The following is a 25,206-nucleotide window of genomic DNA, read 5'->3' as shown; positions in this document are numbered from 1 at the left end:
GCAATCGAGAACCGGACCCTTGCCTGTGACGCCGCGACGCAGCTACTCTGGGGCCATGTCGCGCATTCTCGTAGTTCACCGCAGCGGGGTCTGATCTCGGACCGACCCCCCGCTGCGGGTCGAACGAGCGCCCGTCGGTCCTTCCTCTCACCGGAAAGACCCCAGCGACATGAGCACCAGCGCACATTCCCTCACCGAACACTTCTCACACAGTTCCGCTGCCATTCACGCCTCGTCGGCTCTGCCGCACGGGTTGCGCGCGGAGGCTGACGGCATGTCCTTCGCGGAGTTCGTCCACACCTACTCGCCCACCTCGGGCCCCATCCGGCTCGGTTCCGCAGAGTGCGCGCCGAAGGGTGCGGGCAGGTTCGAGTTCACGGCCACCCTCGCCATCGGCGACACCATCCGCAGTTCGTCGATCGTCTGCCACGGGCCCGCCGAGGCCATGACGTCGATGCTCTACGACGCCGGCGTCAACCTCGAGATCTTGTCGTTCCACCAGCAGATCACCGAGACGGGATACGTCACCTACATCCGCGGACAGCAGGATCACCGCACCGCGTGGGCCATGGGGACGGGCTCGGATCCGACAGAGTCGACCGCCAAAGCCCTTGTCGCTGCGGCTAATCGGATGCAGAACCAGTAGTCGGCGATCACACGGCTCTCACGAGCCCGGCGCAGTCGATCTGATGGCGGCCAGCATCGCGGACTGATACCGACGAATGGTTGCTCGGTCGTCGTCCGACAACTCGGAGAGTTGCGTGGCCGCCCTGAGGATCAGCGGGCCGAAGAACTCTGTGCCCAGTCGCTCTGCCTTGTCGGTGACCCTCAGGGCCACCTTGCGGCGGTCACCGACGACCGACTGCCGTTCGACGTGGCCGGCGAGTTCGAGCCTGTCGACGAGTGCCGTCGCGGTCGCCGAGGTGATTCCCAGCTGCGTCCGCAGCCAGGACGGAGTAGCCGTTCGACCGGCACGAGCAGCATCGAGAAGAACGATCAATGCCCGCACGTCGGTGCTGTGCATGCGGTGCTTCTCGGCGAATCCCGCACCCAGCAGATCGAGCTCGACGACGAGCGCACGCAGGCCGTGCACCAGGTCCATGACGTCCGTGTCCACCGAAGGGGTTGCATCGACTTCGTCCACGGCATCAGTATGTCACCTATCGTATTACTCGACCATCGAGATAACGGGGTGCCGCATGACAGACGCGATGCAGACGTTCCATCGATCGCCCGAGGGGCGGGAGTTCGCTGCGGCCTACGACCGCGTACTCGGGACGTGGCCGGCGGAAACGACCACGACGATGGTGCCGACACGATTCGGCGACACCCATGTCACCTCGGCCGGTCCCACCGACGGTCGCCCTGTCGTACTGCTCCCCGGATCCGGGGCTACCTCGATGGCCTGGACCGGCCAGGCGACCGAACTGAGTCGTCGCCACCGAGTGGTCGCGGTGGACATTCTCGGTGACGTGGGGCGATCGGTTCCGGCGGGTGAACCCGCGAGGAACGTCGACGACCTCATGCTGTGGTTGGACGATGTGTTCGCCGGGTCGGCACTGCGGCGACCGTCGATTCTCGCTCACTCGTACGGCGCGATGATCGCTCTGGCGTTCGCTCTCCGTCGGCCGGCCGACGTCGACCGCCTCGTCCTGCTCGATCCGAATTCGTGCTTCGCCGGCATGCGCGCCGCCTACCTGGCTCATGCGTTACCGCTCCTGCTGCGACCGTCGGAAGAGCGACAGAGACGATTCACGGCGTGGGAGACGGGCGACGCAGTTCTCGACGCCGACTTGTCCCGACTGTCCGAACTCGGAACAGCCCATCACCCTCGTCGTCGGCCCATCGTTCCGAGGCGGCCGAGTTCTTCGGCGCTGCACTCGCTCCAGGCGACCACGACGGTCGTTCTCGCCGGGTCCAGCCGGATTCACGACAGTGCTGGGGTGCGAGATCGCATCCAGAAGAACTGGCCGTCGATCAGTACCCGAATCCTCGACGGCGCCACCCATCACACGTTCCCGGACTCACCTAGAGCAGAACTCGGCGTCGCGATTCACGACGCTCTGACGAGGTAGCGACAGCCGTCGGCACACGTCCGTCAGGACAGGAATCGCGCGATCGCGTCGTCCCACTCCCGGTCCCGACGACGGTCGTAGACGCGGGCGAAGACGCTGCGCACGATCACGAGCACGATCGCCACGAGCGCGAGAAGCGCTGCGGCGCCGAAGATGCTGACCACCACGACGTCGACCCCGGTGGGCGGGGGTGCGATGCGACGACCGTCCGCGTCGACGGTGATGGTCACCTCGGTACCCGACGGACTCTGCGCCGCAACAGGAACCGACCCGACGTGCTTCACGCCGTCGGAGGACCAGGTCGCGGGAGCCAACACGGTGGGAGTGACCGCCGCGAATTCGTCCGACGCCACCGGCGCCACGGCGTCCGCGGTGGTCGTGGCGAGCACCGACGAGGACGACGTCACGGCGTCGGCCGCCATGGTCTGCTGATCGTGGTAGAGGCTGACGCCCATCACGGCGACGAACGGGACGGCGAGCAGGAACAGCGTCACGAGAAGACGGTGCAGTCGAGCCTCCGCGCGGTCGACGCCTCGAACGAGCGGGTTGCGCGGTGTGCGCGCCACGGGCCGCCGAGTGTCGTCGGTCCCGCGCTCCGCCCTCTTGGAATTGTCCGCCATCGTCTCGTGTCCTGCCTGCGTCACGGACCCCGTGCGCCGTGACGGCGGCGGGTGTCCTGCGTGTCCGACCTTCTGTCCAGCGTCCGCGCAGCGTGTGACCTCGGCAAGGTCGTTCGCGTCACGTCACATGTGTTCTCGCTTACCCGAGGTGCTTTACTGTTACCAGTTGTCATACTAAGATTTGTGTGAACGAAGCCACACCGGAAGGACCCGACATGACCGCCGATGCCGACAATCTCGTGCTGCAGGCGCGCGACGTGCACTTCGACTGGGACGACCTGCCGATGCACTGGATCCCGGGTGAGCCGTTCTCCACACACGCGCTCAACGTCCTGCACCTGCTCCTCCCCGCCGGGGAGGAATGGTTCGTCGAGACGTTCCGCCAGGCGCTCCCGTTCATCGAGGACGAGAAGCTCCGCGAGGACGTCATCGGGTTCATCGGCCAGGAGGCCATGCACTCGTCGGCGCACTCCGGCGTCCTCGAGCACCTGCAGCGCAGCGGACTCGATCCGACGCCGTTCACCGACCAGATGAACTGGGTCTTCGGCAAGGTCATCGGCCCTCGACCCATCACCAGCAGCCGCGAGAAGAACTACCTCGTCGAGCGCCTGGCGATCATCGCGGCCATCGAGCACATCACCGCGTTTCTCGGCGACTGGGTTCTGAACGCCGAGGGGCTCGACCGCGCCAACATCCACCCGACCATGCTCGACCTGCTGCGATGGCACGGGTCCGAGGAGGTCGAGCACCGCTCTGTCGCCTACGAGACGATGCGCTACTTCGATCGCCGCGAGGTCCGACGCCTTCGCACCCAGGCACTCGCGGCACCGCTGCTGGTCTACCTGTGGATCCGCGGAACCCGCTTCCTCATGCAGAACGATCCGCTTCTCGCCGACGGACCGGCGTCCCGGCGCCGTCCCACGCCACTCGCCTGGCGCCGCGCGGCGAAGAAGGGCACCGTGCCGGGGCCTGTCGATCTCGGCCTGCGGCTCTCGCGCTACTTCCGTCGCAGCTACCACCCCAGCCAGGAGGGCTCGACGGCGCAGGCCGTCGCCTATCTGGCCTCCTCGCCCGCGGCGCGGGCAGCGTCGCGATGATCGACGCACCACGCGACCTCCGCGGACGGCCTCGTGGCGACCGGGCCCTCGGCCTGATCGGCCTGGTCGTCGGCAACTACCTCGGCGCGATGTCGCGTGTCCCCTACGACCCTCGGGTGGCCCTGCGTCCCCCGGACACCGCGGCCACACTGACGGTCGCGAGTGTCACGCCGGTGACCAGCGACGGCGATGTCGCGCAGATCGATCTCGTCGACGCGGGCGGATCGTCCCTGCCGGCCTGGCAGCCGGGCTGCCACATCGACGTGCACCTGGAGGGTGACGCGACGTCGGGACCGCTCCGGCGGCAGTACTCGCTGTGCGGCGACCCCGCCGACACGACGCGGTACCGCATCGCCGTCCGACGCATCGGCACCGTCTCGGAGCGGATGCACGCCCTGCGCCCCGGCGACACGGTGACGGTGCGCGGCCCCCGCAACGCCTTCCTGTTCGCGCAGGAACGCTCGGTGCACTTCGTCGCCGGCGGCATCGGCATCACCCCGGTCCTGCCGATGGTCCGCGCCGCTCGCGATCTCGGCCTGGACTGGACCTTCGTCTACTGCGGACGCTCCCGCGAGAGCATGCCCTTTCTCGACGAGATCGAGAGCTGGAATTCGCCGCGTGTCGCCGTCCGCACCGACGTCGAGGACGGACTGCCCACTGCCACGGACCTTCTGGGTCCGGCCGCCCGTGGCGGCGCGGTGTACTGCTGCGGACCGACGCCGATGCTGAACACCGTGCGCACGTCGTTCGCGGGCTGCGGCGCGTCTGCTCTCCACTTCGAACGTTTCGGGGCCCCACCCGTGGTGGGCGGTCGGCCGTTCACGGTCACACTCGCGAGAAGCGGTCGCACGCTGACAGTTCCCGCCGACAGGTCTGCACTGTCCGTCATCGTGGACGAGGACCCGACAGTCGCGTACTCCTGTCGCCAAGGCTTCTGCGGCACCTGCAAGGTGCGTGTTCTCGCGGGGACGCCCGAGCACCGCGAGACTCGACTGAGTCCCACCGAGCAGCAGGAACACATGCTGCCGTGCGTGTCTCGGGCAGACTCCGACCACCTCACGCTCGACGTCTGATGTCCCCCGCACACCCCACGTCCACCGATTCCGGAGCGTCCATGACCGTCACCCGCCCGTTCGAGTCCGAGCGTTCCACCGTGCGGAACGGTGACGTCGAGCTCGCCGTGTACACCGCCGGCGTGTCCGACGGCCCCACTCTCGTGCTGGTGCACGGCTGGCCGGACAATCACACTCTCTGGAACCACGTCGTCGGACTGCTCGCCGACCGCTACCGCGTCGTCACCTACGACTCACGCGGCGCCGGTGACTCCACGGTCCCCGCACGGACCCGCGGGTACCGACTCGACGCGATGGCCTCCGATCTGCGAGCGGTGATCGACGCGGTCAGTCCCGACGCCCCGGTCCACGTGCTCGGTCACGACTGGGGCGCGGTGGAGGCCTGGGAGCTCGTCGCCGAAGCCGATGCGCCGCTCCGCATCTCGTCCTACACGTCCGTGTCGGGACCCAACCTCGACCACCTCGCACTGTGGGCCCGCTCGCGGCTCCGTAGGCCCACACCGCGCAACCTGGCACAGGTGTTCGCCCAGACGCGAGCGTCCTGGTACACGGTCACCTTCCACGTCCCGCCGTTGGCTCGGGTGCGGATGTACCGCATGAAGCGCAAGGGCTGGACCCAGTTCATCGGCGAGTTCTCCGACGTCCCCGCCGCGATGGTGGAGGAGTCACCGACACTTCTCGACGACGCGTGGAACGGCCTGCGCATCTATCGAGCAAATCTTTTGCCGCGCTTCACCTCTCCGCGGCGTCGCTACGTCACCGTGCCCGTGCATCTGATCGTCAACACCCGTGACGCGGCGGTGCGTCCGTTCCACTACGAGGACACGCCGCGCTGGGTGGCCGACCTGTCGCGAACCGATCTCGATGCAGGACACTGGTCGCCGCTGTCGCATCCTTGGGACATCGCGCGCATCACGTCCGAGTTCGTCGACGGCATCGAGTCGCGGCGTCAGACCGCGTCGACGTAGACCCAGGCTCCATCGACGCGGGAGAACGTGCTGTTCTCCCGCTGCGAACCCGGTCGCCGGGCACCCGCGTCACGGAAGTGAGCCACGAACTCGACCGTGCCCGTGGTGTGCAGCATGCCGCCTCCGGTGGTGCCCAGGATCTCGAGCCCGGTCCACCGGCGGCGGTCGTCGAGGTCGAGCGCCGACGGTCGAGTATCGGGATGCCATGTGCGCAGCAGATACTCGGCGTCGAGCACCGTGAAGGCGGTGTACCGCGAGCGCATGAGCCGCTCGGCGGTCGGCGCACCGATCCGTCCCTCGAGCAAGGGTCCACAGCACTCGGACATCGGTAGGGGAGTGCCGCACGGGCAGGTGTCGGGCATGGCTGTAGACCCTACGGCCCTCGCAGCGAGTCGAGATGTGCCGCCAGCTCCGCCTCGGCCCACGCGCGGTTCTCGTCGTGTGGCGCGTGGACCAGGTGCAGCGCGAGTCCGTCCAGGAATGCATGAAGTCGACGCGCCTCGTCGGGTACCCGGTCGGACAGTGACGCGTAGTCGGTGTCGTTCTCGGCGAGTAGGTTCACCAGTCGCCTGCACCCCGCGGCCAGGTACTGGTGCGCCCGGTCGTAGGCGACGCGCATCGCGGCGTTCGTGAAGGCGAGAGCGCCCAGCGACATCTGCACCTCCATCTCGAGGCGACTCTCGTCGGTGAGCGGCAACAACTCTCGCAGACTCGCCTCGCAGTACTCGCGGGGTGACAGCTGCGGGTCGATGCGCTCCAGGCGTTCGACGACGCGTTCGGCTGCGTGTTCGAGGCAGAACGCTCGCAGGTCGTCCTGAGTGGGAAAGGAACGACGGAGGGAGGCCGTCGCCAGCCCGGCCTCCTCGGCCACGTTGCGCACCGACAGATCGAGCAGGCCGTCTCGACCGATGATGCGCCAGGCGGCGTCGGCGACGTCGCGTCGCCGCTGGTCGTGATCGATCAGTTTCGGCACTCCCTGAATGTACACAGTTGTGCTACTTTGTTGTGAACACGATCGTACCAACAAGGAGCGCTCATGGTTCTGGCAGTCATCGTCGCGTGCGAGATCGGATTCTGGGTGGCCATCGCCGCCGGCCTCACGCTCCGGTACGGCGCACGGCGACCTCGTGCCGGTGCCGTGGTTCTGGCCTGCGCCCCGGTCGTCGATCTCGTCCTGCTCTGCGCCACCGTCATCGACCTGCGGTCGGGCAGTACCGCCACGTGGCATCACGCGCTGGCCGCTGCCTACATCGGCTTCTCGATCGCGTACGGACACCGCATGATTCGCTGGGCAGACGTGCGAGTGGCCCACCACTTCCGCGGCGGGCCCGCGCCGGTTCGTCTCCACGGCGCTGCCTATGCGAGAGCGTGCTGGGCGGACGTGGTCAGAACCCTGATCGCCGTGGCCGTCACCGTCGGGCTGCTCGCCGGCCTCGTCGCGCTGGTCGGGTCTCCCGAGCGAACCGAGGCGCTGACGGCCTTCATGCCCGTGCCCCTCGTCGTGCTCGCCGTCGACGTCGTCGCCGCGATCACCTACACGGTGTGGCCACGACAGCCTCGACGGCGGGACATGGACGGTCGAGTCAGTTCGGCAGCATCCCGAGTCTCGTGACAGCCTCGCGCTCGGCCTGCAGTTCCGCGACGGAGGCGTCGATACGGCGCCGGGAGAACTCGCCGATCTCGAGTCCCTCCACGATCTGCCAGGCGCCGCCGGAGGACCGCACGGGGAACGAGGACACCAGTCCCTCGGGCACGCCGTACGCACCCGTCGACGGGAGTGCGACGGACGTCCAGTCGTCGGCGGGAGTGCCCAGGACCCAGTCGCGCACATGATCGATGGTGGCGTTCGCCGCGGAGGCAGCGGACGACGCACCGCGCGCCTCGATGATCGCGGTACCGCGGCGCGCCACCGTCGGCACGAAGACGTCCTCGAGCCAGGTGGTGTCCGCGGCGAACTCGGCGCCCGACCGGTCACCGACTCGCGCGTGGAAGATGTCCGGGTACTGCGTGGCGGAATGGTTGCCCCAGATGCTGACCCGCGAGATCTCACCCACCGGGACGTCCGCACGAGCGGACAGTTGCGCGACGGCGCGGTTGTGATCGAGCCGGGTCAGCGCGGTGAACCTGTCTGCGGGAATGCTGGGTGCGTGCGCCGCGGCGATGGCCGCGTTGGTGTTGGCGGGATTGCCCACGACGACCACCCGGATGTCGGACGCGGCGCCCGCCTCGAGAGCGGCGCCCTGCGGCCCGAAGATCGACCCGTTGGCCTCGAGCAGGTCGGCGCGCTCCATCCCCGCGGTACGAGGGCGAGCGCCGATCAGCAACGCGACGTTCGCGCCGTCGAAGGCGTCGACCGGATCGTCGTGGATCTCCACCGACCGCAGCAGGGGGAACGCACTGTCGTGCAGTTCCATGGCCGTGCCCTCGGCTGCGCGCAGTGCCGGCGGGATCTCGAGAAGCCGCAACGTGACGGACGTGTCCGGACCGAGCATCGCACCCGATGCGATGCGGAACAGTGCCGCGTAGCCGATGCTGCCGGCCGCGCCTGTGACGGTGACGATGCTGTGAGCCATGTGAACTCCTTCGTTCCCCTCGACCGTAGATCCGGCAGTCGACCGAGTGCACGGATGTGTGTCGGACAGCACCCGATCACCGTTCCATCGGGATCTCTCTCGATCTCTAGCACTGCGACTAGAAACATGAATATCGTCCTGTGCACGTCCGATTTGCCTGACCACCATTCCTCGTTCACAGTGACGCCATGACCCTGTCGGACAGTTGGGCCAGCAAACAGGCCACAGTGACGCGCGTGGGGGCGGCCGAGGCCGTCCTGCGCGAGCTGCGTTCGGCGATCGAGAGCGGCGAACTCGAGGTCGGCACCAAGCTCCCGTCCGAGGCCGCTCTCGCGACGCGCTTCGGCGTGAGCCGGTCGGTGGTTCGCGAGGCACTGCGCTCGACCACGGCTCTCGGACTGACGGAGACGCACACCGGCAAGGGAACGTTCGTCCTGGCGAAGACCGTCGAGACCGACAGAGTCTTCGGCAACCATTCCGTCGATTCCCTGCGCGAGGCCCGCCCGCACATCGAGATTCCTGCCGCCGCACTCGCTGCCGAACGGCGGACGCCGGAGCAGATGGACGCGATCCGCAGCCTGTTGAATCGGATGATCGCCGAGAACGATCCCAAGGAGTGGGTCCGTCTCGACGCGGAGTTCCATCTGCTCATCGCGACCGCGAGCGGCAACGACGTCTTCGCCGCCGTCATCACCGAGATCCGCGAGGCCCTGTCGCAGCAGTCCGAGATGGTGAACCTGCTGCCCGACCGTCGGCACCGGTCCAACGTCGAGCACGAGAGCATCGTCGACGCCATCGACTCGGGGTCCGGCGAGGCCGCGTCCGAGGCGATGAGCCGACACCTGACGCACGTGCAGGACGCACTCGGCCAGCTTCGCGGCCGATGACTCCCGTGGTCCGGACCCACCCTCGGCATCACTTAGAATGAGCAGGTCACAGCGCCGCACAGGCTCGCCCACCAGCACGTCGGGAAGGTCCACCATCACACAGCCGCCAGCCCTGCAGAACGTCGAGACGCCCGATGTCTACCTCGTCCCGCCCGACAGCGGCGAGATCGAACGGGCGCGCGTCGCGTCCGCGGCGTCCCGACATCGGTTGACCGAGCGCTCCGACATCGTGTGGGTCAAGGACAAGTTCGCACTGTCCATCACCACCACGACGCCCCACGAGGCGATGGTGGAGGACCTCCTGTTCGTCCGCGATGTGCTGGACGCGACCGCGATCGAGTACCTGCTCGTCCGCGGCAACGACGAGCGGCCCGTCATCGCCATCGACAGGCACGACAGGCCGACGTTGCGCGACGCCCTGGTCGCGGCCTGCGCGGACGAGCCGTTCTACTCCAAGCCGATGGACGTCAAGGGATCCCCGGCCCTGCTCATCGCGGACGGACTCCTGGCGTCGGCCACGCAGGCGCGGATCTTCCGGTTGTTCCGCCCTCGTGCGCACCGCCCGAGCGGGCTCTTCTACGGATCCGGCAAGGGCATCCAGATCGAACTGTGGGAGTTCTCGGACGACACGATCGTTCTCCCCGTCGAGAACTCGCTGACCCGACGCACCATCCGTCAGGACGAGGCGGTGCGTGGCACGGTCGAGCGCTTCGGCCGACACTGGCCGACCATCGAGAACATGTTCGCCGACCACGCGTCGGACATCGACTTCGACATCGACCTGATCTTCTCCTGGGTCGACGGCACCGACGTGGAGTGGCAGGCGGAACGCGCGGCGATGCTGCGTGAGGTCGTCGTGGGCGAGGGCGACGATCACGAGGCCCGCTTCCGCCAGATCGACGAACTCAAGTACGCCCTGCGCTCGGTACACCTGTACGCGCCGTGGATCCGGCGCATCTTCGTCGTCACCGACTCACCGAAGCCGGGGTGGCTCGACGATCATCCCGACGTCACGTTCGTGCGCAGCGAGGAGTTCTTCACCGACACCTCCGTGCTGCCCACCTACAACTCGCAGGCCGTGGAATGCCAGCTCCACCACATCGACGGTCTCGCCGAGCACTTCCTGTACTCGAACGACGACATGTTCTTCGGCCGCCCCGTCGGTCCCCAGATGTTCTTCTCACCCGGCGGCATCAGCATGTTCGTCGAGGCGGGAACCCGGATCGGACTGGGCGCCAACGACGAGCAGCGCAGCGGATTCGAGAACGCCGCGCGGGTCAACCGTCGCCTGCTCCACGACCGCTTCGGTCGCATCACCACGCGCCACCTCGAGCACGCTCCCGTGCCGCTCCGGCGCAGTGTGATGTTCGAGCTCGAGAAGGAGTTCCCCGACGAGTTCGCGGCCACGGCCGCCAGTCGGTTCCGCGCGAGCTCCAACATCTCGGTGACCAACTCGCTGTACCACTACTACGCCCTGCTCACCGGCCGCGCCGTGGTGCAGACGCAGGCCTCGGTCAAGTACGTCGACACGACGATGCGCAGTGGACTGCGGGACATGGACCGCCTACTCGCGAAGCGGTCGATGGACTTCTTCTGCCTCAACGACGGCAGCTTCCCCGAGATCGACGCCGACGAGCGCGCAGCGGCGGTGACGACGTTCCTGAGCACCTACTTCCCGGTGCCGGCGCCCTGGGAACACGCCGTCACACCGGTCGGCTGATCGCCACAGCTACGACTGCCGGCTGATCGCCTTCTGGGGAGCGTCGGCGATGACGACGCCGGCATCGTGCAGGCGCTGGGCGGCCTCGTCGGCCGACACGTAGGTGCCGACGGTGTCGCCCGTCCCGATGGGCACCACCGAGTGGACCACCGTGTCCTGGTACAGATGCACCAGGTTGTAGGCCTGCGCCCCGTCGCGCCCGCGTTGCGCACCCACCGGAACGTTGAGGTCCTGCGTGTAGCAGGTGGCCGACGCCACCGACACCGGGATTCCGGCGAAGGTCGCGGACGTGGAGTAGTGCAGGTGGCCCGCGAGGATCGCCCGCACGTCGCTGCCCGCGAGCACCTCCGCGAGCGAGTCCTGGTCGCGGAGTTCCACCAACACCGCGAGATCTTGCACGCAGGGAACCGGCGGATGGTGCAGCGCGAGCACTGTGCCGTCCGGCGCCGGCATCGCCAGTTCTGCTGCGAGCCATCGCAACTGTTCCGCGGAGATCTGGCCGTAGTGGTGGCCGGGGACGGTCGAGTCCAACGTGATGACTCGCAGCCCACCGATGTCGTAGACCCTGTCCACGGGCTCGGTCGATCCGCGCTCGTCGAGCAGGCCGCGACGGAACGCCGCTCGGTCGTCGTGGTTGCCCATCGCCCAGATCACCTCGGACCCCAGAGCTGCGGCGACCGGATCGACCAGCGCGCGCAACGAGTCGTACGCGTCGGGCTCGCCCTTGTCCGCGAGATCACCCGTGAACACCAGAGCCTCCGGCCGGGCACCCGTCGCCTCGAGCTCCGCGAAGATCTGGCGAAGACGCGCCTCGCTGTCGACCGCGTCGTACAACTCGCCGGCGCCGACCAGGTGCGTGTCACTGATGTGCAGGAGGAAATGGTCCGGCCGTGGATGCTCGGCGGTGCGCCAGGTCTGCTCGACTGGCTCCATGAGTTCTCGCTTCCCAGTGCTCCCGGATCGGAGCTCGGTCACCCTGTGTGTACCGGGCTCGTCCACCCTAACCACAGGAGGTGTCGAGCCGCCGAACGCCGGGCGACACGGGGTTGACGGCATACCGTAGGGGGGTATGGTAGTTCTCATGACCACGAAGACTGTCACCGTCGTCGGAATGACCTGCCAGCACTGCGTCGCAGCGGTGACGGAGGAGGTGAGCGCCCTGCAGGGAGTCACCTCGGTCCACGTCGACCTCGAGTCCGGACGCGTCGATGTCGAGTCCGACACACCCGTCGACGACGCTGCCCTCGCAGCCGCGGTGGACGAGGCCGGGTACGAGCTGGCTCAGCCGTGACCACCGGGGAGAAGGCCGCGAACATCCAGCTCGACATCGGCGGCATGACCTGTGCGTCGTGCGCCAACCGCATCGAGAAGAAGCTCAACCGCCTCGACGGTGTGACCGCGACGGTCAACTACGCCACCGAGAAGGCGAGCATCGCCACGGACTCGACCGTCGAGACCGGGGACCTCATCGGCACCGTCGAGAAGGCCGGTTACACCGCGACCGTGCACGAACCCCACCGACCGGCCGGCCCTCCCGCAGCCGAGTCCGATGCCGCCGCAGCCGAGTCCGATCCCCTGCGCACGCGTCTGCTCGTGTCGACGCTGCTGTCCGCTCCCGTCATCGCGATGGCGATGATTCCGCCGCTGCAGTTCGACAACTGGCAGTGGCTCTCGCTCACCCTCGCCGCGCCCGTCGTCGTGTGGGGCGGACTGCCGTTCCACCGCGCCGCCTTCACCACTGCGCGGCACGGCGCGACCACCATGGACACGCTCGTGTCGGTGGGCACGCTGGCCGCCTTCGGCTGGTCGCTGTACGCGCTCTTCTTCGGCCACGCGGGCATGCCCGGCATGCGCCACGCCTTCGAGTTCACCGTCTCGCGTGGCGACGGCAGCGCGAACATCTATCTCGAGGCGGCGGCCGGCGTCACGACGTTCCTGCTCGCCGGTCGGTATCTGGAAGCGCGGTCCAAGCGCAGCGCCGGCGCCGCCCTGCGTGCGTTGCTCGAGGTCGGCTCCAGGAACGCGACCGTGCTGCGCAACGGCAGTGAGGTCAGCGTGCCCGCCGACGAGCTCGTGGTCGGAGACCGCATCGTCGTCCGACCGGGCGAGAAGATCGCCGCCGACGGCACCGTCGAGAGCGGCACGTCCGCCGTCGACGCCTCGATGATCTCCGGTGAGTCCATCCCCGTGGAGGTCGGTCCGGGCGCCACGGTCACGGGCGGGACCGTCAACGTGGGTGGCGCGCTCACCGTCGTCGCCGACCGCGTGGGCGCGGACACGCAGCTCGCGCGCATGGCCCGCATCGTGGAGGACGCGCAGAACGGCAAGGCCGAGGCGCAGCGCCTGGCCGACCGCATCTCGGGCGTCTTCGTCCCCGTCGTGATCGGTCTCGCCCTGGCCACCCTGCTGGGCTGGGTCCTCGTCAGCGGCAGCTGGTCCGCCGCGTTCACCGCATCCGTCGCGGTCCTCATCATCGCGTGCCCGTGCGCGCTGGGCCTGGCCACTCCGACCGCCCTGATGGTGGGCACCGGACGCGGCGCCCAACTCGGCGTCCTCATCAAGGGACCCGAGGTGCTCGAGCGCACCCGCCGCGTGAACACCATCGTGCTGGACAAGACGGGCACCATCACCAGCGGTGTCATGAGCGTGCAGTCCGTCGTGGGAGACGCTCGCGACGACGCGCTGCGGTTCGCCGCGGCGGCGGAGTCCGGTTCCGAGCACCCGGTCGCCCGCGCGATCGTCGACGCGTACCGGACCGCGCACGGAGAGCCCGTCGCGGCCACCGACTTCACCACCACGGCGGGACGCGGTGTGACCGCGACAGTCGACGGCCACCGCGTGGTCGTCGGACGCCCCGGCCTGGTGGGCGGCGCACTGCCCAGCGCTCTGCAGACGGCCTTCGAGGACGCCGAGGCCACCGGGGCCACCGCGGTGGTCGTCGGGTGGGACGACGAGGCCCGCGCCGTCATCGCGGTCTCCGACACCGTGAAGGAGACGTCCGCGCAGGCGGTCTCGGAGCTCCGCGCACTGGGTCTCGACCCGATCATGCTCACCGGTGACAACGAGTCCGCAGCCCGCACGGTGGCCGCCTCGGTCGGTGTCGACACCGTCATCGCCGGTGTGCTGCCGGAGCAGAAGGTGGACGCGATCCGCGAGCTGCAGGCGTCGGGCAAGGTCGTCGCCATGGTCGGTGACGGCGTCAACGATGCTGCGGCACTGGCGACGTCGGACCTCGGACTCTCGATGGGCACGGGCACCGACGTCGCGATCGAGGCCGGCGACCTCACGCTGGTGCGGGGAGATCTGCGCGTCGCGGTCGACGCGGTGCGCCTCTCGCGCGCGACCCTCCGCACCATCAAGGTCAATCTCTTCTGGGCCTTCGCCTACAACGTCGCGGCGATCCCGCTCGCGGCCGCCGGACTGCTCAACCCCATGCTGGCCGGTGCCGCGATGGCGCTGTCGTCGGTCTTCGTCGTCACCAACAGCCTGCGGCTCCGATCCTTCCGGTCCTCGGTGGTGTGACTCAGCCTGCGAGCAAGGCTCGGACTCGGCCGTCGCGCAGCCAGAGTCCGAGCCACGCGGCGATGCCGACGTAGATCGCGAAGAACACCGTGCTGACGAGTGGCTGGTCGGTGCGCCAGTTCGTGATCACCGCTCCACCGAGGTAGCCGGTCAACAGGACGGCACCCAGCGGCGCGGTCCGCGGAATCACGTACAGGGTCACGATCACGAGGCAGACGACGCCGATCTTCGGGGCCATGTCGACGGGGAGTCCGAGTTCGGCGGACGCGTCCTTCACGACGTCCAGGTTCAGCAGATGGATCACGGCGTCGAACAGCATGAAGACGACCACCAGCGCGCTGACGATCCATCCTGCTCGAACGGCTCCGCGGGACGGTGCGGTGGTGGTGGCGCGGGTGAGGTGTGTGGTCATGTGACTGTCGACCGCGTACGCCACGGAAACTCATCACGAAGCCCCGAAATTTTCCTCGGCGAGTCGTCCCTGCGAGGACTATCCTCCTCGCATGACTGCGACGCAGGAGCTCGGCAACGACTTCATGACTCTCGCGGAACCGTACCGCCGCGAGCTCCTCGCGCACTGTTACCGCATGACCGGATCCATCCACGACGCGGAGGATCTGGTGCAGGAGACCCTGGTCCGAGGGTGGAAGGGGTACGCGAACTTCAAGGGCGACTCGTCGCTGCGCACGTGGCTCTACCGCATCGCCACGAACACCTGCCTCACCTCGCTCGAGGGCCGCAAGCGCCGACCGATGCCGTCGGGGCTGGGTACACCGTCGTCCGATCCGTCGGACGAGCTGGTCGAGCGCCACGAGATCGCGTGGCTCGAGCCGGCGCCGCCGTTCGGCGATCCGGTGGACGACGACCCGGCATCGCTGATCGGCTCGCGTGAATCGGTGCGGCTCGCGTTCGTGGCCGCGTTGCAGCATCTGTCCGCCCGGCAGCGAGCCGTCCTCGTACTCCGAGAGGTGTTGCAGTGGAAGGCGTCCGAGGTGGCCGAACTGCTCGGCACCTCCACTGCTGCAGTCAACAGCCTGCTGCAACGTGCGCGCGGCCAGATCGAGGCGATCATGCCCGACGAGAACTCCGTGTCCGAGCCGGAGTCACCGGAGACGCGAGAGTTGTTGCGACGCTACGTCGAGGGATTTGAGACGTACGACATCGACGGCATCGTGAAACTCTTCGCCGCAGAGGCGGTCTGGGAGATGCCGCCGTTCACCGGGTGGTACCGCGGCCCGGCCGACATCGGCGCCCTCATCTCGACGAAGTGCCCCGCGACCGGCCCCGAGTCGATGCGGATGATGGCGACCACCGCCAACGGGCAGCCGGCCTTCGGCCTCTACATGCTCGGAGAGGACGGGGTACACCGTCCGTTCCAGCTGCACGTCCTCGAGATCATCGACGCCCGCGTCGCGCATGTGGCGTGCTTCTTCGATCTCACGCTGTTCGATCGGTTCGGACTGCCACCGGTGTACCCGGGCTGAGCCCGGGTCACCTGCCGCGGCTCACATGTCGGGAGGCGTGGCCTCGCCCGAGGCGACGGCCGGGTCCATCCAGGTCACTTCCCACACGTGACCATCGAGGTCGCGGAACGACCGCCCGTACATGAAGCCGTGGTCCTGCGGATCCATCCAGTCACTGCCGCCCGCGGCGAGCGCCGCGTCGGCCATGGCGTCGACGGCCTCCTTGCTGTCGGCCGACACGGCCAACAGCATCTCGCGCGAGGTGGAGAGGTCCGCGACGTCGTCGCGGATGAAATCCTTGAAGCGCGGGACGTTCAGCAGCATCACGACGGCCTGCTCGTTGACGATCAGGCACGCGGTGTTCTCGTCGCTGAAGGTGTCGTTGAAAGAGAATCCCAGCGACGTGAAGAACGCGCGGCTCGCGGCGACGTCCTGGACGAAGGTGTTGACGAAGATCATGCCGGACATGGTGTCTCCTGGTGTGGTGTCGTCGGCCCCGGCGTCAGGGCCACTCACCACTACCGACACCGCCCGGGCGGAAAAGTCATCGCGCGGGCGGCGTCGGTCGTGCGGCGTCAGGCCGCGGTGGCGTGCAGGTGCTGCTCGGCGAGCAGGCGGTAGGAGAGCAGTCGCTCGTCGGTGTCGTCGATACCGCTGGCGACGATGACCTCGTCGGCCCGGGCGTGCGCGGCGAAACGATCGATGTAGTCCGACGCCTCCGCCGGCGTTCCGACGGCCGAGTACTTCACCATTCCCTGAATCTGTCGGCCAGCGGGCGAGTCCATGATCATGTCGACCTCCTCCTCGGAGAAGGAACGGCCGCGTCCCACCATCTGCACCACCCGGCGCCGCAGACCGGCCGTGAACAGCTCGTGCGCGCGAGCGGACGTCGGTGCGACCGTCGCGTTGACTGCGGCGATGACGTAGGGCTCGGCGAGCTGTGCGGACGGCTCGAACGTGTCCCGATAGACGGCCACGGCCTCCTCGAGCGAGTCGGGAGAGAAGTGCGACGCGTTGGCATACGGAAGGCCGAGATGTGCTGCGAGCTGAGCACCGAAGAGCGAGGATCCCAGAATGTAGAGCGGCACATCGGTTCCCGCGCCCGGCACTGCCTGCACTCCCGGAACCCGACTCGAACCCGACAGGTAGCCCTGGAGTTCGAGAACGTCCTGCGGGAAGGAATCGGCCGACGACGGGTCACGGCGCAGCGCACGCATGGTGGTCTGATCGGATCCCGGCGCTCTGCCGAGACCGAGATCGATACGGTCCGGATGGAGTGTGGCCAGCGTTCCGAATTGCTCGGCAATGGTCAGCGGAGAATGGTTCGGCAACATCACTCCACCCGATCCGAGACGAATGGACGAGGTGTGCGCGGCCACGTGTGCGATGAGGACCGACGTCGCCGAGGACGCGATGGAGGGCATGTTGTGGTGCTCCGCGTACCAGACTCGCCGATATCCGCTCTCCTCCGCGAGGCGGGCCAACGCGACACTGGCATCGAAACTGCTTCGAGGAGTTTCACCTACGCCGACCTGTGCGAGATCGAGTACGGACAGTGGTACGGCCACGTGCGTTCACCCTTTCGAGAAAAAGAAGACTTGTCAGGTGCGAACGCCCGCCCGGCGGAGAATATTTCCCGAGCCGCGTGACCTCGAACGACCGAACCGTGCGGTATCGAAGGACCGGCACGAGTACACGACATCGAACCGGAATTGGCGGTGACTCGCTAATCGGGCTTCGAGATGGATAAACTCTGGCGGAAGAACCGCGATGGTGGTCGGAACGACGAGTCGACGACGGCTCGATGAATCCATGTCCGGTTCGGTCGGGGAACTCATCATCGAAAGGAACCACAGCGTCATGGCGAAACAGGTCTTCGTGGAATTGGTCGACGATATCGACGGCGCACCCATCAAATCGGGTAAAGGGGAGACCATCGGTTTCTCGGTCGACGGTGTGGAGTACGAGATCGATCTCGGTGTGAAGAATGCCAAGGAGTTCCGCAAGCAACTCGATTACTGGGCCGAGCACGCCACGAAGGTGTCGTCACGTGGCAAGAAGGCAACGGCGAAGAAGGCGACCGGAACGGCGACGCAGGTCGGCTCGTCTCCGCGAGATCCTCTGCAGACCAAAGCCATTCGCGAGTGGGCGAATCAGAACGGGTACACGGTCTCGAGCCGCGGACGTATTCCGGCCGAGGTCGAAGAGGCGTACAACTCCGCCCAGTGACGTCAAGGCAGTAGCGATGTCATGACCGCAATGCGCGCCGGCGCTGCAGCATCCACCGTCCGGCCGACCCTGCCGACAGGACCCCGATTCCGACCACCACCGCCGCCGCGGGCAGTGTGACCGCCAGCAGGACGCAGCCGCAGAGCCCGAGCATCTGCAGTGCCCGCGGCCACCGGCGATCGGAACCGGTCTGCGTGAATGCCGCGGCATTGGCCACGGCGTAATAGACGAGAACTCCGAACGATGAGAATCCGATCGCGTTCCGCACGTCGAGCGTGAGAACCACGACCACCACCACGGCGGCCACGGTGATCTCCGCGGCGCGCGGAACCGAGCGGCGCTCGTCGACGTGCGCGAGGTATCGCGGCATGTCCCCTTCCCGCGCCATCGCCATGGTGGTGCGGCCGATCCCCGCGATCAGTCCCAGCAGGGCTCCGAGAGCCGCGGCCGATGCCCCGACGCGCACCACCGGGCCCGCCCAGTGTGCCCCGACCGCGTCCATCGCAGCGGCCACCGGAGCCGTCGAGCGCGCGAGTGCGTCCGCCCCGAGAACGTGCAGCAGCATCACTGCGACGGCCGCGTAGATCACGACCGCGCACGCGAGGGCGCCGACCACGGCGCGCGGGATGGTGCGCGCCGGGTCCCGCACCTCGTCTCCGAGCGTCGCGATGCGCGCGTACCCTGCGAAGGCGAAGAACAGGATCCCCGCGGACTGCAGAACGCCCACCGGACCCGAGGTCGCCGAGAACTCGGCGCCCGTCACGGTGGACGAGCCCGTCGCACCGACGATCAGTGCCGCGACGAGCACGACGAGCACCACCGCCACCAGCACGCGCGTGACCGACGCGGTGCGGGTGATGCCCAGGCAGTTGACCGCCGCCAGCGCCACCACCGCGATCACGGCGAGCGCCCGTGTGTGCTCGGGCCACGCGTACGCGCCGAACGTCAGGGCCATGGCGGCACAACTCGCGGTCTTGCCGACCACGAAACTCCAGCCCGCCAGGAAGCCCCACCGGTCACCGAGTCGCGCTCGCCCGTACGCGTAGGCGCCGCCGGACGTGGGGTGCACCGCGGCGAGCTGGGCAGTCGACGTCGCGTTGCAGAACGCCACGACGGCGGCGACGGCGAGCCCGACCAGCAGCCCGCCACCCGCGGCCGCCGCGGCCGGGCCGAAGGCGGAGAACACCCCGGCGCCGACCATCGACCCCACGCCGATGACGACGGCGTCGCGCGTGGTCAGTCGTCGTTGCAGCGGCATCGACGAAGCATAGGGACCCCCGGTGAACGCCGAACGGAAACACGCCACTTCGATGAATCACGATTAACCGAAATCGGGGAAACCGCAGACGGGCGGCCGTCCCATGGATTAGCGTCGCGGAGGTACCCGAGCCTCGAGGAGCGACTTTGTCACCGCAGACTTCCTACTCGTCCGGCCCGACCGACACGCCGCTGCTCGACGAGACGATCGGACGGAACTTCGATCGCACCGCCGCGCGGGTGGGCTCGTCGGACGCTCTCGTGGACGTCGCGTCCGGTCGCCGGTGGACGTACGACGAGTTGCGATCCGACGTCGACGATCTCGCCCGCGGCCTGCTCGCGCGCGGAATCCGTCGCGGGGATCGCGTGGGGATCTGGGCACCGAACTGCCCGGAGTGGACCATCGTCCAGTACGCCACCGCGAAGATCGGCGCGGTGCTGGTGACCATCAACCCTGCCTACCGTGCGCACGAGCTGCAGTACGTGCTCGACCAGTCCGGCGCCACCATGCTGGTGGCGGTCCGGGCGCACGGCACCTCGGACTACGCCTCGATGATCGACGCCGTGCGCGGCGAGTGCACCGATCTGGCCCACGTCGTGTACATCGGCACCGACGACTGGACCGACCTCGTCACCGATGGTGAGTCCGTCGATGTGGACGAATTCGACCGGCGCAGTGCCGATCTCGGACCCGACGACGCCATCAACATCCAGTACACCTCCGGCACCACGGGATTCCCCAAGGGCGCGACGCTGAGCCACCGCAACATCCTGAACAACGGCTACTTCGTCGGCGAACTCTGCCATTACACCGAGGCGGACAGTGTCTGCATTCCCGTGCCGTTCTATCACTGCTTCGGGATGGTGATGGGAAACCTCGCCTGCACCTCGCACGGTTCGACCATGGTGATCCCGGGACCGTCGTTCGATCCGGCAGCGACACTGGCCGCGATCTCCGCCGAGCGGTGCACCTCGCTCTACGGAGTTCCCACCATGTTCATCGCGGAACTGGCCGTTCCCGACCTGGCGGAGCACGATCTTCGGTCGCTGCGCACGGGCATCATGGCCGGATCACCCTGTCCCACCGAGGTGATGAAGCAGGTCATCGACGTCATGGGAATGGCGGAGGTCTCCATCTGTTACGGGATGACCGAGACGTCCCCGGTGTCACTGCAGACCCGCTCCGAGGACACGATCGAGCAGCGCGTGTCCACGGTCGGACGAGTCGGACCGCATCTCGAGGTGAAGATCGTCGACCCCGTCACCGGGGAGACGGTTCCCCGCGGGGAGCCCGGTGAACTGTGCACACGGGGGTACTCCGTGATGCTCGGTTACTGGGACGACCCCGAGAAGACCGCCGAGGCACTCGATTCCGAGCGCTGGATGCACACGGGCGACATCGGCACCATGGACGACGACGGCTACGTCGCCATCACCGGGCGCATCAAGGACATGGTGATCCGCGGCGGCGAGAACATCTACCCCCGTGAGATCGAGGAGTTCCTGTACTCCCACCCCGACATCCTGGACGCCCAGGTCATCGGTGTGCCCGACGACAAGTACGGCGAGGAACTGATGGCCTGCGTCCGTCTGCGTGAGGGCGCGGCGGCCATGACCGTCGACGATCTCCGGGCCTACTGCGACGGCCGCATCGCACGATACAAGATCCCGCGCTACCTGCGCGTCATGGATGCCTTCCCCATGACCGTGACCGGCAAGATCCGCAAGATCGAACTACGCGAGGAAGCCACGCGCCTGCTGGATTGACGGAACGGCTGGGTCGATCGAACGGCTGGGGTGATCAGGCTGCGTGGAACAGCATGGTCTCGGCGGTGAGTCCGGGGCCGAACGCCATCGCGCATCCCGACCCGGTGTCACCCCGCTCGAGCATGTCCGCGAGCACGAACAGCACGGTGGCCGACGACATGTTGCCGTAGTTCTCGAGCACGCGGCGCGACGACGTCAGAGCGTCTGCGTCGAGGTGCAGCGCGCCCTCCACCGCGTCGAGGATCGAGCGACCACCGGGATGCACGGCCCACAGGTCGATCGACGACGTCTCCGCCCCCGAGAGCACCGTCTTCATCGTGGTCTCGTCCAACGCGCGTGACAACGAGCCCGGCACCTTGCCGGAGAGCACCATGTCGAACCCCATGCCGCCGATGCGCCAGGTGATGAGGTCGCGGGAGTCCTCGATCATGAGGGCCTGGAAGGAGTCCATGGCCAGACCGGTGGACTCGGCAGTGACCAGCACGGCCGCGGCGCCGTCGCCGAACACCAGGAACGACAGCATCGTCTCGAGATCGTCGGTCTGCTGCATGTGCAGCGAGCACAGTTCGACGCTGACCACGAGCACCTTCGCGGCGGGCTCGGAGCGCACGATGTGGTGGGCGAGCTTGAGACCGTTGATGCCGGCGAAGCAGCCCATGAAACCGACCTGGGTGCGCTCTGCCGTGGTGGGCACGCCGCACTGCTTCATGATCTCGAAATCGATTCCCGGAGTGTAGAACCCGGTACATGTCAGGACGATGAGATGGGTGATGTCCGCTGCCGCGTCGCCGAGGCCGAGCCCGTCGACGGCACGAACGGCGAGTCCGGGAGCGGTGCGCTCGAACTCCTGCATCCGCGCCTGCGTGTCGACGGCGTTGGGATCGTCGCCGTAGAAACTGGCGATGGACGGGAACGCGGACCACCGGTGCGAGATCTGCGCGCGATCCGCCATGCGGCGGAACAGCAATTGCTTCCGTCGCAGCGTGAACGTGCTGTCGGCGTAGGCGACGAAGTCGTCGTGGACGTCGTGCTCGGGAACGGCGGTCGAGATGGCATTGATGTATGCGATCGTCACAGGTGCCTCTCGTGAAGGTGGGGGCTCGACAGGTCGAGTTCCCCCTGACCACCGCAGTCAACCACCGAGCGGGGCCGCGCGTCGGACAGAATGACCGTCATGAGAATCGAGGACCGTTCCTGGGTGGAGAACGCGCTGCGCATCGTCGAGGCCGACGCGAACCGCAGCGCGGACACTCATCTGCATCCCTTCCCACTGCCGGCCGAGTGGGGCATCGATCTCTACCTCAAGGACGAGTCGGTCCACCCCACCGGATCGCTCAAGCATCGGCTCGCACGGTCGCTCTTCCTCTTCGGCCTGGCCAACGGGGACATCGGGCCCCGCACCACGCTGGTCGAGGCGTCGTCCGGGTCGACCGCCGTGTCGGAGGCGTACTTCGCCCGGCTCATCGGCCTCGAGTTCGTCGCGGTCATGCCGGCCACCACCAGCCCGACGAAGATCGCGCTGATCGAGCGCTACGGCGGCATCTGTCGCCTCGTCGAGCACTCGGGTGCCGTGTACGACGTCGCGGAGGAACTGGGTGCGCAGAAGGACTGGCTGTATCTCGACCAGTTCACCAATGCGTCGGTGGTCACCGACTGGCGCGGCAACAACAGCATCGCCGCCTCCATCTTCGATCAGATGGCCCTCGAACGGTTCCCCGTCCCCACCTGGGTGGTGGTCGGCGCCGGCACCGGTGGCACCAGCGCGACCATCGGCCGGTACTGCCGCTACCGGCGCGTGCCCACCCGGGTGTGTGTCGTCGACCCCGAGGGATCCGCGTTCTTCGAGGCGTGGCGCGACGACACCCGTGACGCCGTCGGCACCGGATCGCGCATCGAGGGAATCGGTCGGCCCCGCGTCGAGCCGTCGTTCGTCCCCGCCGTCATCGAGCACATGGTGCAGATCCCCGACGCCGCCTCGGTGGCGGCCGTCCGCATGCTCGACCAGGTGACGGGCCTGCACGCCGGTGGATCGACCGGGACCAACCTCGTCGGCGCCTTCCGGTTGGCAGCGGACATGAAGGCTCGCGGAGAGCAGGGGAGCATCGTCACGCTGCTGTGCGACGGGGGAGAGCGCTACGAGGGCACCTACTACGACGACGCCTGGGTGACGAGCCACGGCATGAACCTCGACGCACACCGCGCCTGCATCGACCACTTCCTCGCGACAGGCGTCTGGTCGGAGTCCGTGTGATGACCCTCTACTCGGAGCTGCCCGCCCGCCGGACCCGCCAGGTGGTCGCCGACGTGGTGGTCGCGGTGTGGACCGTGGTCTGGATCCGGGTGGGCTCGGCGCTGCACGACGCGGTGATGGCGTTGGCGGCGCCCGGACGCGAGATCGCCGACGCCGGAAGCGGACTGGAGAACAACCTCCGGTCCGCGGGCGAACGGGTGTCCTCCGTCCCACTCATCGGTGACGACGTCCGCACACCGTTCGACCGGGCCGGGGACGCCGGCGCCGCACTGCGCGGCGCAGGTGAGGCGCAGGTCGCGGCGGTCGAGGCGCTGGCGTCGTTCCTCGGTGTCACCGTCGCCCTGCTCCCCATCGTCGCGCTGCTGCTCCTGTGGCTCCCGCGGCGGATCCGCTTCGCCCGGCAGGCCACCGCCGCGGCGGCGCTTCTCCGGTCCGGCGCCGACCTCGACCTCTTCGCGCTGCGTGCTCTCGCACGGCGACCGCTGACGGAACTGACGCACATCCATCCCGATCCTGCCGGCGCCTGGCGCGCGGGCGACCCCGACGTGGTCCGCTCGCTCGCGGCGCTCGAACTGGCGGCGGTAGGGATGCGCGCACCCGGTCCCGACCTTTCGAGGTCCGACGGCGCCACGGCCGTTTACGCTGAGTCCATGGCCGAGAAGACGACGACGAACGACTCCACCGACGAGCCCAAGGGCGGCCGACCCGGACCCGCCGATCAGGGCGGCGCCGGCGGTATGGCGACGCGGGAGAACGCACCCGACGTCGCGGAGTCGGAAGCATCGAACGACGCCGACTAGGACTGCGCGCATGTCGACACGCCGACTCGTCGTCGCAGTGGCGGCTGCCGCCGCCGCGAGCACTCTGTCCGCCGCTCCCGCGGCCGCCGCGCCGGCACCCGGTGCGTATGTCGCGCTAGGAGATTCGTTCTCCGCCGGCAGCGGAATCGCACCGCAGACACCGTCCGGGATCTGCGGCCGGTCCGCGGTGAACTACCCCACGCTCGTCGCTCGCGAACTCGGCATCGACACGGTGCGCGACGTGACGTGCGGCGCCGCGGAGAGCGAGAACCTCGCGGGACCGCAGACCGGGCTCGGCGGCGGAGTCGCCGCACCGCAGTTCGACGCGCTCGGTCCAGACACCACGCTCGTCACCCTGGGAATCGGCGGCAACGACATCCAGTTGGTTCAGCTCGCGGCGGGCTGTATCAGCGTGCTCCCGGCTCCTCTGACGCCATCGTGCTCCGATCGTCCGGACACCTACAGCGACCGTATCGACGCGTTCGCCGCGACGTACGACACGATCCTCGACGAGATCGCCCGCCGGGCGCCGGCCGCGCAGGTGGTGATGGTCGGGTATCCCACCGGCATCCGGCCCGGCGGCTGCCTCGACTCGCAGCCCGTGCGGCCCGCGGACGCGACCTACCTACAGGCCCGCATCGATCAGCTCAACTCGGTGATGAGTCGCGCCGCCGCCGCGCACGACGCCACGTTCGTCGACCTCGCGCCGACCACCCGTGACCACGACGTGTGCGCCGCCGACAGCTGGATGGTCGGCGCGGTGCCGACGTCTCCGGACGCGGTGGTGCCGCTGCACCCCACGGCGGCGAGTCACCAGAACACCGCGCGCGAGATCGTGGCCGCACTGCGCTGACGCACGGTGCACGACCGACTGCCTCGCTCGACCGCCGCCGTTGGTCATCGT

The 25,206-nt window shown here is 68.1% G+C and carries 27 protein-coding genes; 16 read left to right on the top strand and 11 right to left on the bottom strand.

Annotated elements, in window-relative coordinates:
• Positions 1–169: 169 nt before the first annotated feature.
• Positions 170–646, top strand: a complete 477-nt coding sequence (locus tag QRN16_RS10935; RefSeq protein ID WP_027506070.1) for an alpha-isopropylmalate synthase regulatory domain-containing protein — start codon at positions 170–172, stop codon at positions 644–646.
• Positions 647–664: 18 nt separating this feature from the next.
• Here QRN16_RS10935 and QRN16_RS10930 read toward each other — a convergent pair whose 3' ends face one another.
• Positions 665–1,144: a MarR family winged helix-turn-helix transcriptional regulator gene (locus tag QRN16_RS10930; RefSeq protein ID WP_235578860.1), complete on the bottom strand. Its 480-nt coding sequence runs from the start codon at positions 1,142–1,144 to the stop codon at positions 665–667.
• A gap of 55 nt (positions 1,145–1,199) precedes the next feature.
• Here QRN16_RS10930 and QRN16_RS10925 point away from each other — a divergent pair, with 55 nt between their 5' ends.
• Entirely contained in the window at positions 1,200–2,075 is an 876-nt protein-coding gene (locus QRN16_RS10925; protein ID WP_056441025.1) for an alpha/beta fold hydrolase, read from the top strand.
• A gap of 23 nt (positions 2,076–2,098) precedes the next feature.
• Here the strand turns inward: QRN16_RS10925 and QRN16_RS10920 are convergent, their stop codons facing one another.
• Positions 2,099–2,695 carry an Rv1733c family protein gene (locus QRN16_RS10920; protein ID WP_027506067.1) on the bottom strand — a complete coding sequence of 199 codons (597 nt, stop codon included), beginning with the start codon at positions 2,693–2,695 and terminating at the stop codon, positions 2,099–2,101.
• A gap of 215 nt (positions 2,696–2,910) precedes the next feature.
• On the opposite strand from QRN16_RS10920, the gene QRN16_RS10915 reads away from it, so the two are divergent.
• Genes QRN16_RS10915 through QRN16_RS10905 form a run of 3 tightly spaced genes read left to right on the top strand, consistent with a single transcriptional unit; the run spans position 2,911 to position 5,833 of the window.
• Complete coding sequence (locus tag QRN16_RS10915) at positions 2,911–3,792, top strand: metal-dependent hydrolase (protein ID WP_027506066.1); 882 nt, start codon at positions 2,911–2,913, stop codon at positions 3,790–3,792.
• Positions 3,789–4,865: a PDR/VanB family oxidoreductase gene (locus QRN16_RS10910; protein WP_285186587.1), complete on the top strand. Its 1,077-nt coding sequence runs from the start codon at positions 3,789–3,791 to the stop codon at positions 4,863–4,865. Before QRN16_RS10915 ends, QRN16_RS10910 begins: the two co-directional genes overlap by 4 nt.
• A 41-nt stretch (positions 4,866–4,906) precedes the next feature.
• Positions 4,907–5,833 (top strand): alpha/beta fold hydrolase, encoded by a 927-nt coding sequence (locus QRN16_RS10905; RefSeq protein WP_056442165.1) that lies wholly within the window; start codon positions 4,907–4,909, stop codon positions 5,831–5,833.
• On the opposite strand, the gene QRN16_RS10900 is transcribed toward QRN16_RS10905, so the two are convergent.
• Positions 5,815–6,195, bottom strand: a complete 381-nt coding sequence (locus tag QRN16_RS10900) for a YchJ family protein (RefSeq protein WP_056441019.1) — start codon at positions 6,193–6,195, stop codon at positions 5,815–5,817. The genes QRN16_RS10905 and QRN16_RS10900 overlap by 19 nt on opposite strands.
• Positions 6,196–6,206: 11 nt before the next feature.
• Positions 6,207–6,806: a TetR/AcrR family transcriptional regulator gene (locus QRN16_RS10895; RefSeq protein WP_027506062.1), complete on the bottom strand. Its 600-nt coding sequence runs from the start codon at positions 6,804–6,806 to the stop codon at positions 6,207–6,209.
• Positions 6,807–6,869: 63 nt separating this feature from the next.
• Between QRN16_RS10895 and QRN16_RS10890 the strand changes: the two genes are divergently transcribed.
• A complete protein-coding gene (locus tag QRN16_RS10890; RefSeq protein ID WP_027506061.1) occupies positions 6,870–7,445 on the top strand; it encodes a hypothetical protein in 576 nt (191 codons plus the stop codon).
• Here QRN16_RS10890 and QRN16_RS10885 read toward each other — a convergent pair.
• A complete protein-coding gene (locus QRN16_RS10885; RefSeq protein ID WP_027506060.1) occupies positions 7,417–8,406 on the bottom strand; it encodes a malate dehydrogenase in 990 nt (329 codons plus the stop codon). The two genes, QRN16_RS10890 and QRN16_RS10885, sit on opposite strands and share 29 nt — an antisense overlap.
• Before the next feature lie 188 nt (positions 8,407–8,594).
• On the opposite strand from QRN16_RS10885, the gene QRN16_RS10880 reads away from it, so the two are divergent.
• Together QRN16_RS10880 and QRN16_RS10875 are read left to right on the top strand one after the other, a co-directional pair.
• The gene (locus tag QRN16_RS10880) at positions 8,595–9,293 is read left to right on the top strand and encodes a FadR/GntR family transcriptional regulator (RefSeq protein ID WP_056441016.1); all 699 of its coding nucleotides are present in this window, start codon (positions 8,595–8,597) and stop codon (positions 9,291–9,293) included.
• A gap of 286 nt (positions 9,294–9,579) precedes the next feature.
• Positions 9,580–11,013: a stealth family protein gene (locus QRN16_RS10875; RefSeq protein WP_373425307.1), complete on the top strand. Its 1,434-nt coding sequence runs from the start codon at positions 9,580–9,582 to the stop codon at positions 11,011–11,013.
• 9 nt (positions 11,014–11,022) lie between these two features.
• Here QRN16_RS10875 and QRN16_RS10870 read toward each other — a convergent pair whose 3' ends face one another.
• A complete protein-coding gene (locus tag QRN16_RS10870) occupies positions 11,023–11,946 on the bottom strand; it encodes a phosphodiesterase (protein ID WP_027506057.1) in 924 nt (307 codons plus the stop codon).
• Positions 11,947–12,094: 148 nt separating this feature from the next.
• Here QRN16_RS10870 and QRN16_RS10865 point away from each other — a divergent pair, with 148 nt between their 5' ends.
• Both QRN16_RS10865 and QRN16_RS10860 read left to right on the top strand, forming a co-directional pair.
• Positions 12,095–12,304 carry a heavy-metal-associated domain-containing protein gene (locus QRN16_RS10865; protein ID WP_285186575.1) on the top strand — a complete coding sequence of 70 codons (210 nt, stop codon included), beginning with the start codon at positions 12,095–12,097 and terminating at the stop codon, positions 12,302–12,304.
• Complete coding sequence (locus QRN16_RS10860; RefSeq protein ID WP_285186572.1) at positions 12,301–14,535, top strand: heavy metal translocating P-type ATPase; 2,235 nt, start codon at positions 12,301–12,303, stop codon at positions 14,533–14,535. Before QRN16_RS10865 ends, QRN16_RS10860 begins: the two co-directional genes overlap by 4 nt.
• A gap of 1 nt (position 14,536) precedes the next feature.
• Here the strand turns inward: QRN16_RS10860 and QRN16_RS10855 are convergent, their stop codons facing one another.
• A complete protein-coding gene (locus tag QRN16_RS10855; protein ID WP_027506054.1) occupies positions 14,537–14,947 on the bottom strand; it encodes a DoxX family protein in 411 nt (136 codons plus the stop codon).
• Positions 14,948–15,038: 91 nt separating this feature from the next.
• On the opposite strand from QRN16_RS10855, the gene QRN16_RS10850 reads away from it, so the two are divergent.
• Positions 15,039–16,019, top strand: a complete 981-nt coding sequence (locus QRN16_RS10850; protein WP_285186568.1) for a sigma-70 family RNA polymerase sigma factor — start codon at positions 15,039–15,041, stop codon at positions 16,017–16,019.
• 21 nt (positions 16,020–16,040) lie between these two features.
• On the opposite strand, the gene QRN16_RS10845 is transcribed toward QRN16_RS10850, so the two are convergent.
• Both QRN16_RS10845 and QRN16_RS10840 read right to left on the bottom strand, forming a co-directional pair.
• Positions 16,041–16,466, bottom strand: a complete 426-nt coding sequence (locus QRN16_RS10845; protein WP_027506052.1) for a VOC family protein — start codon at positions 16,464–16,466, stop codon at positions 16,041–16,043.
• A gap of 107 nt (positions 16,467–16,573) precedes the next feature.
• A complete protein-coding gene (locus QRN16_RS10840) occupies positions 16,574–17,566 on the bottom strand; it encodes an LLM class flavin-dependent oxidoreductase (protein ID WP_285186566.1) in 993 nt (330 codons plus the stop codon).
• 292 nt (positions 17,567–17,858) lie between these two features.
• Here QRN16_RS10840 and QRN16_RS10835 point away from each other — a divergent pair, with 292 nt between their 5' ends.
• Positions 17,859–18,227: a histone-like nucleoid-structuring protein Lsr2 gene (locus QRN16_RS10835; protein ID WP_222632680.1), complete on the top strand. Its 369-nt coding sequence runs from the start codon at positions 17,859–17,861 to the stop codon at positions 18,225–18,227.
• Positions 18,228–18,246: 19 nt separating this feature from the next.
• Here the strand turns inward: QRN16_RS10835 and QRN16_RS10830 are convergent, their stop codons facing one another.
• Positions 18,247–19,485, bottom strand: coding sequence for an APC family permease (locus QRN16_RS10830; protein WP_285186563.1), 1,239 nt, complete (start codon positions 19,483–19,485; stop codon positions 18,247–18,249).
• Positions 19,486–19,631: 146 nt separating this feature from the next.
• Between QRN16_RS10830 and QRN16_RS10825 the strand changes: the two genes are divergently transcribed.
• Positions 19,632–21,251, top strand: a complete 1,620-nt coding sequence (locus QRN16_RS10825; protein WP_285186560.1) for an AMP-binding protein — start codon at positions 19,632–19,634, stop codon at positions 21,249–21,251.
• 34 nt (positions 21,252–21,285) lie between these two features.
• On the opposite strand, the gene QRN16_RS10820 is transcribed toward QRN16_RS10825, so the two are convergent.
• Positions 21,286–22,326 (bottom strand): type III polyketide synthase, encoded by a 1,041-nt coding sequence (locus tag QRN16_RS10820; RefSeq protein WP_285186558.1) that lies wholly within the window; start codon positions 22,324–22,326, stop codon positions 21,286–21,288.
• 90 nt (positions 22,327–22,416) lie between these two features.
• Between QRN16_RS10820 and QRN16_RS10815 the strand changes: the two genes are divergently transcribed.
• Genes QRN16_RS10815 through QRN16_RS10805 form a run of 3 tightly spaced genes read left to right on the top strand, consistent with a single transcriptional unit; the run spans position 22,417 to position 25,155 of the window.
• Entirely contained in the window at positions 22,417–23,502 is a 1,086-nt protein-coding gene (locus QRN16_RS10815; RefSeq protein ID WP_285186556.1) for a PLP-dependent cysteine synthase family protein, read from the top strand.
• A complete protein-coding gene (locus tag QRN16_RS10810; RefSeq protein ID WP_285186952.1) occupies positions 23,502–24,302 on the top strand; it encodes a hypothetical protein in 801 nt (266 codons plus the stop codon). Before QRN16_RS10815 ends, QRN16_RS10810 begins: the two co-directional genes overlap by 1 nt.
• A gap of 10 nt (positions 24,303–24,312) precedes the next feature.
• On the top strand, positions 24,313–25,155 hold the full coding sequence (locus QRN16_RS10805) for an SGNH/GDSL hydrolase family protein (RefSeq protein ID WP_222646416.1): 843 nt from the start codon (positions 24,313–24,315) through the stop codon (positions 25,153–25,155).
• Positions 25,156–25,206: the final 51 nt, after the last annotated feature.

The organism is Rhodococcus sp. MEB041, from assembly GCF_030208955.1.
Classification (GTDB): Bacteria; Actinomycetota; Actinomycetes; order Mycobacteriales; family Mycobacteriaceae; genus Rhodococcoides.
The sequence above is the reverse complement of the archived record's forward strand: the minus strand, read 5'-3'. Positions and strand labels throughout refer to the sequence as shown.